General features: G+C 35.2%; 19 protein-coding genes. 3 read left to right on the top strand and 16 right to left on the bottom strand.

Annotation, left to right across the window (positions count from 1 at the left end; all coding sequences use genetic code 11):
- Positions 1 to 17: 17 nt before the first annotated feature.
- Positions 18 to 254, top strand: a complete 237-nt coding sequence (gene yidD, locus TE34_RS12870) for a membrane protein insertion efficiency factor YidD (RefSeq protein ID WP_047985224.1) — start codon at positions 18 to 20, stop codon at positions 252 to 254.
- Here yidD and TE34_RS12865 read toward each other — a convergent pair whose 3' ends face one another.
- The 7 genes from TE34_RS12865 to TE34_RS12840 form a co-directional block, all read right to left on the bottom strand.
- Positions 255 to 575 carry a hypothetical protein gene (locus TE34_RS12865; protein WP_047985223.1) on the bottom strand — a complete coding sequence of 107 codons (321 nt, stop codon included), beginning with the start codon at positions 573 to 575 and terminating at the stop codon, positions 255 to 257.
- Positions 575 to 1,000 (bottom strand): acyl-CoA thioesterase, encoded by a 426-nt coding sequence (locus tag TE34_RS12860; RefSeq protein WP_047985222.1) that lies wholly within the window; start codon positions 998 to 1,000, stop codon positions 575 to 577. Before TE34_RS12860 ends, TE34_RS12865 begins: the two co-directional genes overlap by 1 nt.
- 155 nt (positions 1,001 to 1,155) lie before the next feature.
- The gene (gene tlp / locus TE34_RS12855; protein WP_047985221.1) at positions 1,156 to 1,380 is read right to left on the bottom strand and encodes a small acid-soluble spore protein Tlp; all 225 of its coding nucleotides are present in this window, start codon (positions 1,378 to 1,380) and stop codon (positions 1,156 to 1,158) included.
- Between the two features lie 149 nt (positions 1,381 to 1,529).
- On the bottom strand, positions 1,530 to 1,676 hold the full coding sequence (locus TE34_RS20770) for an FbpB family small basic protein (RefSeq protein ID WP_157037634.1): 147 nt from the start codon (positions 1,674 to 1,676) through the stop codon (positions 1,530 to 1,532).
- A 78-nt stretch (positions 1,677 to 1,754) separates the two neighbouring features.
- On the bottom strand, positions 1,755 to 2,357 hold the full coding sequence (locus tag TE34_RS12850; protein WP_047985220.1) for a TlpA family protein disulfide reductase: 603 nt from the start codon (positions 2,355 to 2,357) through the stop codon (positions 1,755 to 1,757).
- 200 nt (positions 2,358 to 2,557) lie between these two features.
- Complete coding sequence (acnA, locus tag TE34_RS12845; RefSeq protein WP_047985219.1) at positions 2,558 to 5,266, bottom strand: aconitate hydratase AcnA; 2,709 nt, start codon at positions 5,264 to 5,266, stop codon at positions 2,558 to 2,560.
- Between the two features lie 254 nt (positions 5,267 to 5,520).
- A complete protein-coding gene (locus tag TE34_RS12840; protein ID WP_084710710.1) occupies positions 5,521 to 6,642 on the bottom strand; it encodes an ATP-binding protein in 1,122 nt (373 codons plus the stop codon).
- A 255-nt stretch (positions 6,643 to 6,897) separates the two neighbouring features.
- Here TE34_RS12840 and TE34_RS12835 point away from each other — a divergent pair, with 255 nt between their 5' ends.
- Positions 6,898 to 7,362, top strand: a complete 465-nt coding sequence (locus tag TE34_RS12835; RefSeq protein WP_047985218.1) for a DUF2621 family protein — start codon at positions 6,898 to 6,900, stop codon at positions 7,360 to 7,362.
- An 18-nt stretch (positions 7,363 to 7,380) separates the two neighbouring features.
- Here TE34_RS12835 and TE34_RS12830 read toward each other — a convergent pair whose 3' ends face one another.
- The 9 genes from TE34_RS12830 to TE34_RS12790 all read right to left on the bottom strand — a co-directional run bounded on the left by TE34_RS12830 (position 7,381) and on the right by TE34_RS12790 (position 13,616).
- Positions 7,381 to 7,857 carry a CcdC family protein gene (locus TE34_RS12830; RefSeq protein WP_047985217.1) on the bottom strand — a complete coding sequence of 159 codons (477 nt, stop codon included), beginning with the start codon at positions 7,855 to 7,857 and terminating at the stop codon, positions 7,381 to 7,383.
- Positions 7,858 to 7,881: 24 nt separating this feature from the next.
- Positions 7,882 to 8,253, bottom strand: coding sequence for a response regulator (locus TE34_RS12825; RefSeq protein ID WP_047985216.1), 372 nt, complete (start codon positions 8,251 to 8,253; stop codon positions 7,882 to 7,884).
- A gap of 25 nt (positions 8,254 to 8,278) precedes the next feature.
- Entirely contained in the window at positions 8,279 to 8,716 is a 438-nt protein-coding gene (locus TE34_RS12820) for a Na(+)/H(+) antiporter subunit B (RefSeq protein WP_047985215.1), read from the bottom strand.
- A gap of 54 nt (positions 8,717 to 8,770) precedes the next feature.
- Complete coding sequence (locus TE34_RS12815; protein WP_047985214.1) at positions 8,771 to 9,475, bottom strand: cytochrome c biogenesis CcdA family protein; 705 nt, start codon at positions 9,473 to 9,475, stop codon at positions 8,771 to 8,773.
- A gap of 177 nt (positions 9,476 to 9,652) precedes the next feature.
- The gene (locus tag TE34_RS12810) at positions 9,653 to 9,874 is read right to left on the bottom strand and encodes a YneF family protein (RefSeq protein WP_026907542.1); all 222 of its coding nucleotides are present in this window, start codon (positions 9,872 to 9,874) and stop codon (positions 9,653 to 9,655) included.
- 51 nt (positions 9,875 to 9,925) lie between these two features.
- Complete coding sequence (gene sirA, locus TE34_RS12805) at positions 9,926 to 10,378, bottom strand: sporulation inhibitor of replication protein SirA (RefSeq protein ID WP_047985213.1); 453 nt, start codon at positions 10,376 to 10,378, stop codon at positions 9,926 to 9,928.
- Between the two features lie 148 nt (positions 10,379 to 10,526).
- The gene (tkt, locus tag TE34_RS12800; RefSeq protein WP_047985212.1) at positions 10,527 to 12,527 is read right to left on the bottom strand and encodes a transketolase; all 2,001 of its coding nucleotides are present in this window, start codon (positions 12,525 to 12,527) and stop codon (positions 10,527 to 10,529) included.
- A 106-nt stretch (positions 12,528 to 12,633) separates the two neighbouring features.
- A complete protein-coding gene (locus TE34_RS12795; RefSeq protein WP_047985211.1) occupies positions 12,634 to 12,870 on the bottom strand; it encodes a DUF896 domain-containing protein in 237 nt (78 codons plus the stop codon).
- Between the two features lie 95 nt (positions 12,871 to 12,965).
- Complete coding sequence (locus TE34_RS12790) at positions 12,966 to 13,616, bottom strand: YneB family resolvase-like protein (RefSeq protein WP_047985210.1); 651 nt, start codon at positions 13,614 to 13,616, stop codon at positions 12,966 to 12,968.
- 274 nt (positions 13,617 to 13,890) lie between these two features.
- Between TE34_RS12790 and lexA the strand changes: the two genes are divergently transcribed.
- Entirely contained in the window at positions 13,891 to 14,514 is a 624-nt protein-coding gene (gene lexA, locus TE34_RS12785; RefSeq protein ID WP_047985209.1) for a transcriptional repressor LexA, read from the top strand.
- The last annotated feature ends 40 nt before the right edge of the window (positions 14,515 to 14,554 follow it).

The raw sequence follows: 14,554 nt of genomic DNA, 5'->3' as shown, positions 1-14,554 counted from the left end.
TTAAAGAAGGTTAGAATATGAAATACATTTTAATTGGCCTAATTAAGTTTTACCGAAGTGCAATTAGCCCATTTACTCCATCCACTTGTCGCTTCTATCCAACTTGTTCGGAGTACGGTCTTGAGGCCGTAAGAAAATTTGGCGCTTTCAAAGGTGGATACCTGACCATCAGGCGTATTAGTAAGTGTCACCCATTTCATCCTGGTGGCGTGGATTATGTTCCAGATAAACGGGAAAAGAAGCACTCGAGGTAGTTATTTGCCTTTGAGTGCTTCTTTATATATAAAATATCTTAGTTGTTCTTCAATACCTTCTTTTATTAATATTTCTTTTTGCCTTTCACCAAATAAATCAAAATGAGGGTATCTTTCATCTCGATGGATCCAATCTGGATTTAAATTATAGTTCTGCCCCCAGGCTATAAGTTTATCTATATCAGCGCACCCAACTTTTGTTACAGAAGTACATCCTGGAAATCTTTCATCTAACCAGTAATGAGTAAGAAAAGCTATTTCTCCTTTTTCCACCTTTGTTTTCCACTTTTTTAGTTCATCTCTTCTTAAACCAAAAGCCACTATTCTTCCTCCTCTAGAGCTTGTGTGTAACGTGCATGCCAGTCAGGAAAAGACTTACGTAATGACAAAGGTCTGAAGTTTTCTTTTTTTACAATAACATGTTTCGTCGACCCTTCCACTTTTACTTCCCTATCATCATCCATGATCCTATACCCATAAACCGTCCTAAGACCATCATATTCTTTAATCCACGTTTCAACATATACTTTTTCACCATAACGTACTGGTTTTTTAAATTTTATTTGCGCATCTAAAACTGGAGAAACGATATTATTTTTTTCCATTTCCACATAGCTCAGACCTAAACTTTCAATAAATTTAGTTCTTCCTATTTCAAACCATACTAAATAATTTGCATGGTACACTACTCCCATTTGATCGGTCTCTTGATACCTAACTTCAATAGGTATTTTTACTTTTTTCATTATGTCCCCTCAATTCTTTATTCAGTTTACCATACCTTATCTAAGTGGTAGTTATACAATGGTGCTCGTGTATGTTAGGTTAGTATTGTAACAAATAAAAAGAAATGTTTCATATAAAAAACCTCAAACCTATAATAGATTTGAGGTTTTTAATACTATTGCTCGCGTACTTCATCCTTAATTTCAGCACGAAAGCCTTCAATTGCTTCTTCGCGGCGTTTATTTTTTTCGGAAATATTCTGCTTTTCTTCTCCTGAAGCAAATTGCATCGTTTCATGGGCAGCTTCTATATTTTCAATTGTATCTTGGATCATGTTCTGTAGCTTCTCTACGTTATCACTTCGATCATCGGGCTTTGGTGTGTGATTTTTATGATTCATCAGTATTCCTCCTCCACATATCTTATTTCCATGCTACATTGTTATTTTTTGATAAACTCCCTTATCTATGCAATAAACAGAGGCTTCTAAAAAGGAAAAACCTCTCCTAATTGTAACTATATGGATACAGTTAGGAGAGGTAATTTTGATTAAGCTTCTCTTCGTTTCGTTAGTATTTCCTGTGCTCTTTTTTCAAGATTATCTTCTATTCGGTCCAATATGTCCCTATCAGCTAATATTTGTTGCCGATTGACTCGAACCAATTCCTCAAATGAAAGACGTTTCTTTAAAGAAATGGTAATCACTCCCTTTTTAATAGAAGTATTACCATTTCTGCTAAGTTTTATAATAATTCTTGCAAAATTTCAACCCGGTTATTGAAGCGTGTTCATCATATCAACCATAAAATCATAAGTCATAGGACCTACTTTGCGTGGTACTTGTATGGTTCCATCTGTGCCTATAAAATAAGAGGTTGGAATAGTAATTGCCATATAATCATCAGTAATCTGATTGTCCTTATCAATGGCTACTGGAAATGTATAACCATACTCATCTATAAAATCTTTTACTGCTTGTTCATTGCGTTCTGACCCTGTTGCATTAATTGCTATGATCGTTATTTCATCTCCGTATTCCTCATAGAACTCTTGCATTTCTGGCATTTCTTCTTTACATGGTGGACACCAAGTAGCCCAAAAATTAATCAATACCTTTTTCCCTTTTAGTTCAGATAACTTAACCATTTCACCAGTTAATAAGGGTAGCTCAAAGTCTGGAGCCGGATCCCCTTTATTAATTCCTGATGCACTCGAGGGTACAATAGTGACTCCTTCAACAGAAGTATCACCTGTGACATCAACTAGGTTTGGACCAGAAGTTTCTTTATTATTTTTATCATTTGTATTAATTACATTAATAACTAAAACAATACCGAGTACTGCTAATATTCCAATACCTAAGATTTTTTTTATCATTTTATAGAACTCCCTATATATCGTTATAAAGTTAGCTTTGTATATAGTATAGTATACAACCTTAGGCAAAATAATAAAGAAATAAACCCTTTATTTCAAAGAGTGTTCACAATTAGAAAAAGAAACGTAACCAATCTAGAATAGTCCCTAAAACTAGCTGTACAAAAAAACGAGCCCCTTAAAGGAGCTCGTATAAATTCTTACGCTAATTTGTTGCGCAATACCATTTGTAAAATACCACCATGACGATAGTAGTCAATTTCAACTTCACTATCAAAGCGAACAACAGCCTTGAACTTAGTTGTTTTGCCATCCTCATCAGTAGCAGTTACATTAAGTAGGTCGTGCGGTTGAACATCTTCTCCAATTTCTAGGTTAAATGTTTCTTTACCAGTTAGACCTAACTTTTCAGCACTTTGACCTTTTTCAAACTCTAATGGTAGCACACCCATCATAACTAGGTTTGAACGGTGAATACGCTCGAAACTCTCTGCAATTACCATTTTAATCCCTAGAAGATTAGTACCTTTAGCCGCCCAGTCACGAGAAGATCCCATACCATAATCTTTACCAGCTAAAATTACAAGACCTGTATCCTCTTGTTGATACTTCATTGCAGCATCATAGATAGGCATAATTTCACCGGTTGGCCAGTAAGTAGTATAACCACCTTCTGTACCTGGAGCGATTTGGTTACGAATACGGATATTTGCAAATGTACCACGCATCATTACTTCATGGTTACCACGGCGAGATCCATAAGAGTTAAAGTTTCTTGGAGAAACTTCTTTTTCTTGCAAGTAAAGACCTGCAGGCATATCTTTAGCAATTGCCCCTGCTGGAGATATATGGTCTGTTGTTACAGAATCACCAAACTTACCAATAACACGTAGGTTATTTAAGGCTTTTACTGTACCTGCATCTTTTGATAGACCTTCAAAGAACGGTGGGTTTTGAATGTAAGTTGAATCTTCGTCCCATTCAAATAGAGGTTCATCAGTAGTATTAATTTCATTCCATTTTTCATTAGAATTAAATACATTTTCATACTCTTTACGGAAGATTTCAGGGTTAACAACACTTGCTACTTCTTTCTTAATTTCTTCCATTGATGGCCAAATATCTTTCAAGTAAACTGGTTCACCATCTGCATCAGTTCCAAGTGCATCTTCTGATAAGTCAAAATCAACAGAACCAGCTAGAGCATAGGCAACTACAAGTGGTGGTGATGCTAAGTAGTTAGCTTTTACGAATGGATGGATACGACCTTCAAAGTTACGGTTACCCGATAATACAGAGGCAACTGTTAGGTCATTATTAGCAATTGCTTCCTCAATTTCAGGAAGTAATGGCCCTGAGTTACCGATACACGTAGTACATCCGTAACCAACTAGACTGAAACCTAATTTATCAAGATAGGGCATTAAGCCTGCATCTTCTAGATAACGAGTAACTACTTTTGAACCAGGTGCTAAAGAAGTCTTAACATAAGCTGGAACTTCTAGACCTTTTTCAACAGCTTTCTTAGCTAGTAATCCAGCACCCAACATAACATATGGGTTTGACGTATTCGTACAAGAAGTAATTGCAGCGATTGCAATCGATCCAGTTGTCATCACTGTTTCTTTACCGTTAGAAAGTTTAACGGTTACTTCTTTTTCAAACTCAGATTCATCTAAACCAAAGCCTTGGTTTCCTTGTGGTGCAGTAATTGCTTTGTTGAATTCCTTTTTCATTTCAGAAAGTGGGATTAAATCTTGTGGACGTTTCGGTCCGGAAAGGTTAGGTTCCAATTCTGATAAATTAATCTCAACCACTTCTGTGTATTCTGGATCCTTCATATCAGGAGAATACCATAGGTCATTCTCTTTACAATATGTTTCAACTAATTTAATATGATCTTCACTTCTTCCAGTTAGGCGAAGGTAGTTAAGTGCTTCTGCATCAACAGGGAAGAAACCACAAGTTGCTCCATATTCAGGTGCCATATTAGAGATTGTTGCACGGTCTGCTAAAGGCATATCTTGAAGTCCAGGGCCAAAGTATTCCACGAACTTACCTACTACGTTACGTTCACGTAATACTTGCGTAACCTTAAGTGCTAAGTCAGTAGCAGTTGTTCCTTGTGGGAAGCTACCAGTAAATTTAACTCCGATTACATCTGGTTGTGGGAAGTATGAAGGTTGACCAAGCATACCAGCTTCAGCTTCAATACCACCAACACCCCAACCTAATACACCTAGACCGTTGATCATTGTAGTATGTGAATCCGTACCTACTAATGTATCAGGGAATGCTTCAAATTCACCATTTCCATTTTCAACTTCATGTACGACATTTGCAAGATACTCTAAGTTAACTTGGTGAACAATACCAGTTGCTGGTGGAACTGCACGATAGTTATCGAATGCTTTTTGAGCCCAATGTAGAAACTCATAACGCTCTCCATTACGTTTAAATTCTAAATCCATATTTGCTTGTAATGCACTAGGAGTACCATATTGGTCAACTTGCACAGAGTGGTCAATAACTAAATCAACTGGAACTTCTGGGTTGATTTGTTCCGGTTTACCACCTAAATCAACCATCGCTTTACGTAAAGATGCTAGGTCAACTACAGCTGGTACACCTGTAAAGTCTTGTAATATTACGCGAGATGGTTTAAAAGGTACATCTACACCTTTACCATCTTTTGTGCCCCATTTAACAAGTGCTTTAACATGATCATCATTAATAACGCGACCATCATATTGACGAACAAGTGACTCTAATAGAACGCGAATTGAAAATGGTAATCTCTCAACTTTACCAAAACCAGATTCTTCTAATGTTTTCAAATGATAATAGTTATACGTTTTTCCATTTAGATCAAACTTTTTCTTCGCATTTAAAATTTTATTTTCTCCCATTTGTTCAAACCCCTCTCACATTCAGAATACCAGAATTGGAACGTTTTCAAAAAGTGATATCAATAATACCTATTAGCGTATCCAAATTCTATGTTTATCGTTCATTTTTATCTTAAATGAAAAACGAGTATAAAACAATTGTTTCATACTCGATTTACTATAGTAAAAAGTTATTCAAGGTGATAACTTTTACTTATATACAATTTAATATTACTTTTCCACTTAATTATAGCCATAGTAGTTACGTATTAGTCCTATTTCGGAAAAATAATCCTGAATGTACTTCCTTTTATGGGATTCTGGAGTATTTCCAAGCTAGCATTGTGTCTTTGTAATAACTGCTTAGTAATCATTAACCCTAGTCCAGTTCCTTGCTGTTTTGTAGTAAAAAATGGTTCACCTAATTTGTGAATAACTTCTTCATCAATCCCTGGTCCCTCATCAGAAATATCAATTCTAACATCCGATTCCAATTCATCAATCGAGACCGATATTTTTCCAGCCTCTTCCATTGCTTCAATTGCATTCTTAATGATATTTATTAATACTTGTTTAATTTGCGACTTATCACAATAAATATAGTTCTCATTACCGTTAGTTTCTAAGATGACATTTTTTAATTTTGCTTGCGGTTTAAGTAGTTCCATAACATCTTGAATCATTTGATTAATAGATTCTTGTTTCTTATTATCTGTAAGTGGTTTAGATATGAATAAAAGCTCGGAGGTAATTGTTTCCATTTTTTCAATCTCATCAATCATTATTTTATAATAGACGTCTTTTCTATTTACACCTGCTTGTAATAATTGCAGGAAGCCTTTTATTGATGTTAATGGATTTCGAATCTCGTGAGCAATTCCAGCAGCAAGTTGACCAGCAATAGACATTTTTTCCGAACGAATCATCATCTCTTCTGTTTCTTTCTTATCGGTTATGTCTCGAGTTGTACCTACATAGTGAACCTTTCCAGTACTAGGATCCTTAATTTTTGCTAACTTACACTCACACCAAATATATTTCTGATCAAAGTTTATAATATGTACGTTAAAGGTTTGGTTGGTAAATGTATCCTTACTAAATTGCTTTTTTATGTAATCAAGTTCCTCAGGTAAAATCATATCCCGGTATGATTTGCCTATTAATTCATCGGGTTTAAATCCGAGGGTTTTCTCCACAGCTTTTGAAAAATACTGACCGTTTCCCCTATCATCCCAAATGGAAAAGAAATCGCTACTATTCTGCTCTATCCAATCGAGTATAAAGTTGGGTAGATGAGATAGATTACCTTTCTTTGCTAAAGCTAGAACATTTTCAATAGGGCTGATTGTGGTTGTCGCACTTTGTTTTAAACTATCTTTAATTGGTTCTTTCTCCACATGAATCCGCCCCTTTACTACAAATAGATACAATTTCAATGCTATACTAAACTATATGTTGATATTTATACAAATATGAAAGTTGTTTAAAAAGAAAACTATAATTATAATAATATTAGCATACATAGTTATTAAAAGTAATAAGTTTATCAGAATTATTTTAACTCTTCAGTAGTAAAATTACAGTATTGTTACTTATAATTCAACTAAAATGGTAATAAAGAAAGTTCAATTCAATAGAAAAAGGGGGATATTATGTCATTTATTATAGTGTTTTGGGGATTTTTCATGATTGGATTCATGGCAATTGGTGGTTATTTCATGTTCCGTAAATTTCTTAAACAACTCCCTAAAGAAGACGGAAAATCAATGATGGACTGGGAGCTTCATTACATTGAAAAGACAAAACATATGTGGGAGAAGCGGGAACGAGAGTTACTTGAAGAACTAGTATCTCCTGTGCCTGAATTATTCCGTGATGTTGCAAGGCAAAAAATCGCAAGTAGAATTGGCCAAGTGTCAATAGAAAAAGGTATGGATTATATTAATCAAGATGTAGTTATTGAAGGATATATCTTAGCCACACCAAAGCGTGATCATAAGTTTCTAAGAAAGAAACTGAAAGAGAAAAAGATTGATGTTACACCATATGAGCCTCTGTTTAAATTATCGAAAGAAGGCTATCGAGCAAACTGGGAAGCAAGTTATAAGAAGAACTAACTATAAAGAAGGGTGCCATCAAGAAGATGGCACCCTTAATTCTTTCTCTAGTTGCTTATATTTATATAGCATTGCTAGTCTCCAACTACCAATCATACCAAAAGCTAGGAGAAAGAACATTCCACTAGTTTCCCCTATTGAAATAGTTCCACCAACAATGATCTTTAAGATAAGGCGTATAATTAGTAAACCTACTAGAATAATCGCAAAGGATTTAGAAGGAATTAGATAAATCTGTTCCCTGCGAATTTCAAACCTAGATGTCTTAATTAGAAGTATAGAAAAAACAATTCCTACTATTAATGCTTCTATCACTTGAATCCAAGCTAATCGAAATGCTGGAAACAGAAACATTAATGCACCTGTGCTCATAAAAATAGGCGGCAAAATAATTCTCTTAACAGAAGCTGGTTTCTTAGAAGCCTTTAACCGAATAACTATCATAATAGAAGCCATAATAAAAGCCACAACAGTACTAGCTATTACCCAAAACATAGTAACACTCTTTCCGTGGATAGATTAACTCGTGATATTTGATAAAACACGATTCACCGTTTCAAATACACGATGTTCATCAAAAGGCTTAACAATAAAATCCTTTGCCCCTAGTTCTATAGCCTCAACCACGACTTTTTGATGGCCCATTGCAGAACAGACAATTACTAAAGAATTCGGATCAACTTTCATGATTTCTCGAATCGCATCAATTCCATTCATAATCGGCATCGTAATGTCCATGATGATTAAATCTGGGTTAGTTTTTGTGAATAGTGAGATAGCTTCTTTTCCATTTTCTGCTTCCCCTACAATTTCATGGTTATCTTTCGTTAATATTGCTTGTAATGTCGTTCGCATAAATTTAGCATCATCAACTAACAGAATTCTTGCCATTTAACAAATCCCCCAATGTAAATAATCAAACTTCTGCTTCTCTATCATTCGCTATATTAATAATAATAGTAACCGTTACACCAACAACCGTTAAATAGACACCTAAATCAAATAACATCGCTGTCGCAAGTTCAACTTCTCCAAAGAATGGAAATTCAAAATATCCATACGTATGAGATAAGAATGGAACATCGAACAAAAACGATCCTACACCGGTTAACAATGCAACTAATAAACCGATGGGAATTAGTAATCGAAAATTGACAGGCAAAATCTTATCGACAAAATCTATTCCATAAGCCATATAAAGTAATACTACAGCTGCAGCAGTAACAAGACCACCAACAAATCCTCCACCAGGAGAGTTATGCCCGGCTAAAAATAAGTATAGTGAAAATCCTAATAATAAAAATGCAATTAGTGATGTTGCAGTTTGTAATATTAGATTATTAGGTTTATTCAATAACAACACTTCCTTATGTATAATCTATAGGTACAATAATAATATAGATTTGAATTAAAATCCATAGAAACCTATCCAGCCAGCTAGGAAGGCCGTTAGCTTTGTCATCCAATCGAAGAATAAAGCTATCCCCATAAATATCATAAAATAACCACCTATTTTAACTAATCTTTGGCTATTACGTTTAATCCAGTTTAGCTTACCAACAAAGAATGATAATAACAAGAACGGTATAGAAAAACCTAATACATATCCAATCATCATAATCATTCCAGAACCAGGATCTGTTGCTGCAAGTGATAGAACTACTGCTAAAATTGGCCCCGTACAAGGAGTCCATCCCATCGAAAACGCCATTCCTATCAGCACTGAACCAAAATAACCTGATGGTCTATTTTTAAAATGTATTTTTTTGTCCTTCATTAAAAACTGAAAATTAAAGATACCTACAATAACTAAACCAAAGAATATTATTAGTAAAGCCCCTACTTGTCTAATAATATCTTGATATGTAAGAAGAAAGTCAGATATAGCCGTAGTAGTAAAGCCAATCATAATAAATATACTCGAGAACCCAATCAAGAAGGATACAGTATGTAATATGCTTTTTCGGTTTAACATTTTATTTTCTTCTCTTATTTCACTAACACTCATTCCTGTAATATACGATAGAAATGCTGGGAATAATGGTAAAACACACGGTGAAATAAATGAAAGGAACCCTGCACCAAATGCAAGAAATATATTGATTTCAGACATAATTAGCCTCCTGATATTCTTTTTCTATTAATAAGTATAGCAGAAAGTCGGCTACCAAATTTATCTCGAATATGACAATTAGTCGAATATATTACATGAAAAAACCCCTACTATAAATTAGTGCGGGGTTATCTTGTGCAATGTATACGTATGTTAGTAATCGATTATTCCTATATACTATTTATCCATTTGGTTATTCATTGCACGCATCATTTGATTGATTTTCTTTTGTGAAGGCTTTTGACCCATTTGCATCATTAAAGTGCGAAGCATTTGCTCATTAATTGGTGGATTCTTTTTCAAATAACTCATCATGTACTTTCTTGCGATAAAAAATCCAAGAGCAACACCAGCGATTAAAGCTGCTATAGCAATAAGTACTACCCAAATTACGTCCATCTATCGTTTTCCTCCTTCGTGTTGTCTCTTATACAGTATAGTAAAACAGTTCTAAGAATACAATACCTGTTCATTATTATACGCTGTCGTGATTTTCGCAGGTGAAATCCAACCATGATTATCACTGTTTTGGTCAACAATGAATAAAAATGGATGAAACCGCCTCAACGTTGGAAATAATAAGCTTTCTGCATCCTGTAATGTTTCACAACGAAATTTTATATGTTTTTCTTCAATATGTAAAGTAATTAATTCTTGCTTATTTCCAATTGTAAGACTTTCACTACTGTTATCTTTACGATAGGTATTTCTGGGTTGTCTAATTAACTGAGAAATTAATGGATCCTTAGGGAAACTTTCAGTAATAAAATTAAATTGCATCCGTAAGTCATCTCTTTGTTGCTTTACATGGTATTCTTGTAAAAAACGATACAGAATATCACTTTTATAGTAGTAATGCTTTGCAAATTCTTCTTTAATCCAATATACTCTATATTCTTTCAATTTAGTTCCCCTCCCCTTTTTCTCTATTATACGTATTCTATTAAAATAAAATGTCATTCCATGGTACAAATTACCACTAGTTTTGTCGAAAGGGCAAATCTAGACAAAAAATAGTCCAATTCTTTTTGAATTGGACTATCCTATACGATTATTTCATTAGAGACTTAACATGGTTGATTACATTTTCTACTGTAAATCCATACTCTTCGATTAACTTTTCACCATTTGCTGATGCACCAAATGTATTTATGCCCATAATTTTTCCGTCTAGACCTACATAGCGCTCCCAACCTAAAGGTGATCCCATTTCAATTGCAAGGCGATTCTTAACAGATCTTGGAAGTACTTTTTCCTTATAAGTCTCATCTTGAGCATCAAATCGATCCCATGATGCTAGACTAACAACTCGCACGTCTATATTCTTTTCACGAAGTGTTTTTTGCGCTTCAATAGCGAGTTGCACTTCAGAACCAGTAGCGATTAGGATAGCATCCGGTGTTTCTTTTGTAGAATCACTCAGTATATATCCACCTCGTTTAACACCTTCATAAGCACTTTCTTTAGTACCTTCCAGTGTTGGTAGGTTTTGTCTTGTTAACACAAGTAAAGTAGGTTGATCCCTCGATTCCACTGCTAATCTCCATGCTGCTTGTGTCTCGTTACCATCAGCCGGACGAATAACTGAAAGATTAGGAACACTTCTGAATGAAGATAAGTGTTCAACTGGCTCGTGTGTCGGCCCATCTTCACCAACTGCAATAGAATCATGTGTAAATACATATGTGACTGGTGCATTCATGATTGCAGATAAACGGATTGCTGGACGTACATAATCGCTAAATACAAAGAATGTACCACCATACACTCTTACTCCACCGTGTAAGGCCATACCATTTAAAGCTGCACCCATTGCAAACTCACGCACACCAAACCAGATATTTCTTCCACCATAATTATTACGGGTCATGTCCTCTTCGCCTTTGATGGTAGTTTTATTTGAACCTGCTAAGTCAGCACTACCCCCAAGGAAATAAGGAATCGCTTGTGAAATAGCGTTTAAAACCTCTCCAGAGGAAGCTCTAGTTGCTAGAGATTTCCCTACTTCATACTGTGGTAAATTATTGGTCCAACCTTCTGGTAGTTCGCCATTAATTGCCGCTTCTAATTCCTTCGCTTCATTAGGGAATTTTTCTTTATATGCTGCAAATACATTATTCCACTCTTCTTCTGTGTTGCCACCCTTAACGGCAATCTTTTCTTTGAAATCAGCATAAACTTCCTCTGGAACATGAAAATCGTCATGTCCCCATTGGTAAAATTCCTTTGTTAAGACAACTTCATCTTTACCAAGAGGTGCTCCATGTGAATCGGACGAAGCAGATTTATTCGGGGAACCATAACCAATAACTGTTTTTATTTCAATAAGTGTTGGATGTTCCGTGTTTTCTTTGGCAGCTTTAATTGCTGAACGAAGCTCTGTTAAGTCATTTCCGTCTTCAACCCGAATTACTTGCCAGCCGTATGCTTTAAAACGCTCTTCTGTGTTATCAGAGAATGAGCGATTTAATTCACCATCTAAGGAGATATCATTAGAATCATAAAGTACGATTAACTTCCCTAACCGTAAATGGCCAGCTAGTGAAGCAGCTTCATGTGAGACTCCTTCCATTAAGTCACCATCACCAACTAATGTATATGTATAATGATCGATTAAGTTAAATTCATCTTTATTGTATTTTGCCGCTAGATGGGCTTCTGCCATAGCCATTCCAACAGACATGGCAATCCCCTGACCAAGTGGACCTGTTGTTGCCTCTACCCCATCTGTATGATGTACTTCAGGGTGTCCTGGAGTTCTGGAGCCCCATTGACGAAATTCTTTAACATCTTCCATTGTTACGTCATAACCGGATAGGTGTAGTAAACTATATAAAAGCATTGATCCATGTCCCGCTGATAAAACGAAGCGGTCACGGTTAAACCATTTGGAATTCTTCGGATTATGATTCATGAAATCAGTCCATAGTGTATATGCCATTGGTGCAGCACCCATTGGAAGTCCTGGGTGACCCGAATTTGCTTTTTCAATAGCATCAATCGATAGCGTACGAATCGTATTAATAGACATTTGTTCAACATTGTTCGACATAATTTATACTCCTTTCATCTTGCATCTTTAATATACCATGTTTATCTTATAATTAAATTGGTAGCTTAACAAGTAATAGTATTCCTAATTTATTCTAATAGTATGTTTAGTGCTTGCTATTTCTATCTTGCATATCTCGTAGCTTTTTCGGAGTAACATCGTTTCCAGCAGGGTCAATCACAGTCATCGTTTTTAATTGATTTTTGAACGAATTACGAACATTACCCAAATATTCTTCTCGTAATTGTTTTTGTTCTTTCTTCTCCTCATCAGTTAGCCCCTGATTCGTTTTTGCCTTTTTAGCTAGTTCATTAATGCGATCTAATTTCGACTTTGAAATCATTAGTAATACCTCCATAGGGAATCTATATCATATTTCAATTTTTACATTCAAAAAGCAAGAACATAATATGCCCTTGCTTTTTAATATTACCTTTTCTATTTATCTGAATCAATTAATTTAGACTCCTGATATCTTCTATGTATAGTTGCTTTTGAAATATGATAACCGAGTCCATTCAAGGTTGTAGCAATCTCACTAAAAGTAAGTCCATTTTCCCTCAATCTAACAATTTCTTTTATCGGTACATCTTTTCTTTCCCTACCAGGTGATAGGTTTTGATTAGATAGGTTTTGTGTTGGATCATAGCCATTAGCAATTGCTTTTTTTATACCACGCTTGATTTTAGCGTTGTGGATTTTCCGTTGATACTCTTCTACAATTCCAACAATTTGGAGCACCATTGAATCAGATTCTGATAGTTCTAGCTCACCATCGTTTATTGCAGTGTAGATGGGGATATTTAATTTTGATAGTTGATGGAACAAGGCTATCTTTGTATTTCCCCGTCCTAGCCTAGTTTCGTCTTGAATTAGAACCGCCTCAGCTTGCCCTTTTTCAATTAACTCTAGCATATGGAATATACCATCACGCTCCACTTCATAACCACTTGCTTGTTCTTCTATACAGGTTACGACACTAAACTGATAACGCGTTGCTAGTTGATATAACTCTTCTTTCTGTCTAGATAGTGATGTTTCTTGAACCTTTTTATCTGTACTTACGCGGCAGTATATGATAGCTTTCAAATTTTTATCTCCTATTATGCACTAATTAATGAAAGGTATAAGAAACCTAGGGTTAAAGCAAAAGCAACTATATAAAATAGGTCTGTCTTATTTACTTTACTAAACATTTCTTCATCACCCTTTCTTGTTCACTTAACGAGAACCTTTGTTCGATAAATTTATTATAACAGAACATACGCTCTTGTCAACTGTTTTTTTCGAACGAATGTTTGCTTTTTGTTAAGAACGATGGTAAACTAGCATTAATAAATAATATGAGCGAGGTGTTTAATAGATGACAAAATTATCAAAAAGACAACAAGCAATACTCGAATACATAAAAGAACAAGTCAAACTAAAAGGTTATCCGCCATCTGTTAGAGAGATTGCTGAAGCAGTAGGGCTTGCTTCAAGCTCTACTGTACACGGCCACCTCTCTAGATTGGAAAGCAAAGGATTTATCCGTCGTGATCCTACTAAACCTAGAGCTATCGAAATACTAGATTTAGATGAAGAAAATAATATTCCAAAAGATGAAGCACGTTATGCTCCAGTGATTGGGAAAGTAACTGCAGGTATTCCGATAACCGCTGTAGAGAATATAGAAGAATTTGTACCTATTCCTAGTTCAACTGCAGGTCCTGAAGAAAATCTATTTGTTCTTGTCATCGATGGGGAAAGTATGATTGAAGCGGGAATATTAGATGGTGACATGGTAATTGTTAAGCAGCAAAACACTGCCCAAAACGGCGATATTGTTGTAGCAATGACTGAGGATGATGAGGCAACGGTAAAACGTTTCTTTAAAGAGAAAGATTACATTCGTTTACAACCAGAAAATGCAACAATGGAGCCTTTAATTTACCAAAATGTATCAATACTTGGAAAAGTAGTAGGTTTATATCGCCACATTCGATAGTATTTAAATATTAAAAAGCCGATTAGAAAGGATTACCCCT

Source organism: Ornithinibacillus californiensis (genome assembly GCF_001038485.1).
Taxonomy (GTDB): domain Bacteria; phylum Bacillota; class Bacilli; order Bacillales; family Amphibacillaceae; genus Ornithinibacillus; species Ornithinibacillus californiensis.
Note: the sequence above shows the minus strand (reverse complement) of the source record. Positions and strands in the feature narration are given on the sequence as shown.

Bases quoted from the DNA above. Each gene is read 5' to 3' on its own strand.
- TE34_RS12850 (WP_047985220.1), bottom strand. From the start codon at position 2,357: ATGATAAAAAAAATCTTAGGTATTGGAATATTAGCAGTACTCGGTATT.
- TE34_RS12860 (WP_047985222.1), bottom strand. From the start codon at position 1,000: ATGAAAAAAGTAAAAATACCTATTGAAGTTAGGTATCAAGAGACCGAT.
- TE34_RS12830 (WP_047985217.1), bottom strand. From the start codon at position 7,857: ATGTTTTGGGTAATAGCTAGTACTGTTGTGGCTTTTATTATGGCTTCT.
- TE34_RS12795 (WP_047985211.1), bottom strand. From the start codon at position 12,870: ATGATTTCAAAGTCGAAATTAGATCGCATTAATGAACTAGCTAAAAAG.
- tlp (WP_047985221.1), bottom strand. From the start codon at position 1,380: ATGAATCATAAAAATCACACACCAAAGCCCGATGATCGAAGTGATAAC.
- TE34_RS12835 (WP_047985218.1), top strand. From the start codon at position 6,898: ATGTCATTTATTATAGTGTTTTGGGGATTTTTCATGATTGGATTCATG.
- TE34_RS12810 (WP_026907542.1), bottom strand. From the start codon at position 9,874: ATGGACGTAATTTGGGTAGTACTTATTGCTATAGCAGCTTTAATCGCT.
- TE34_RS12825 (WP_047985216.1), bottom strand. From the start codon at position 8,253: ATGGCAAGAATTCTGTTAGTTGATGATGCTAAATTTATGCGAACGACA.
- TE34_RS12815 (WP_047985214.1), bottom strand. From the start codon at position 9,475: ATGTCTGAAATCAATATATTTCTTGCATTTGGTGCAGGGTTCCTTTCA.
- tkt (WP_047985212.1), bottom strand. From the start codon at position 12,527: ATGTCGAACAATGTTGAACAAATGTCTATTAATACGATTCGTACGCTA.
- lexA (WP_047985209.1), top strand. From the start codon at position 13,891: ATGACAAAATTATCAAAAAGACAACAAGCAATACTCGAATACATAAAA.
- acnA (WP_047985219.1), bottom strand. From the start codon at position 5,266: ATGGGAGAAAATAAAATTTTAAATGCGAAGAAAAAGTTTGATCTAAAT.
- yidD (WP_047985224.1), top strand. From the start codon at position 18: ATGAAATACATTTTAATTGGCCTAATTAAGTTTTACCGAAGTGCAATT.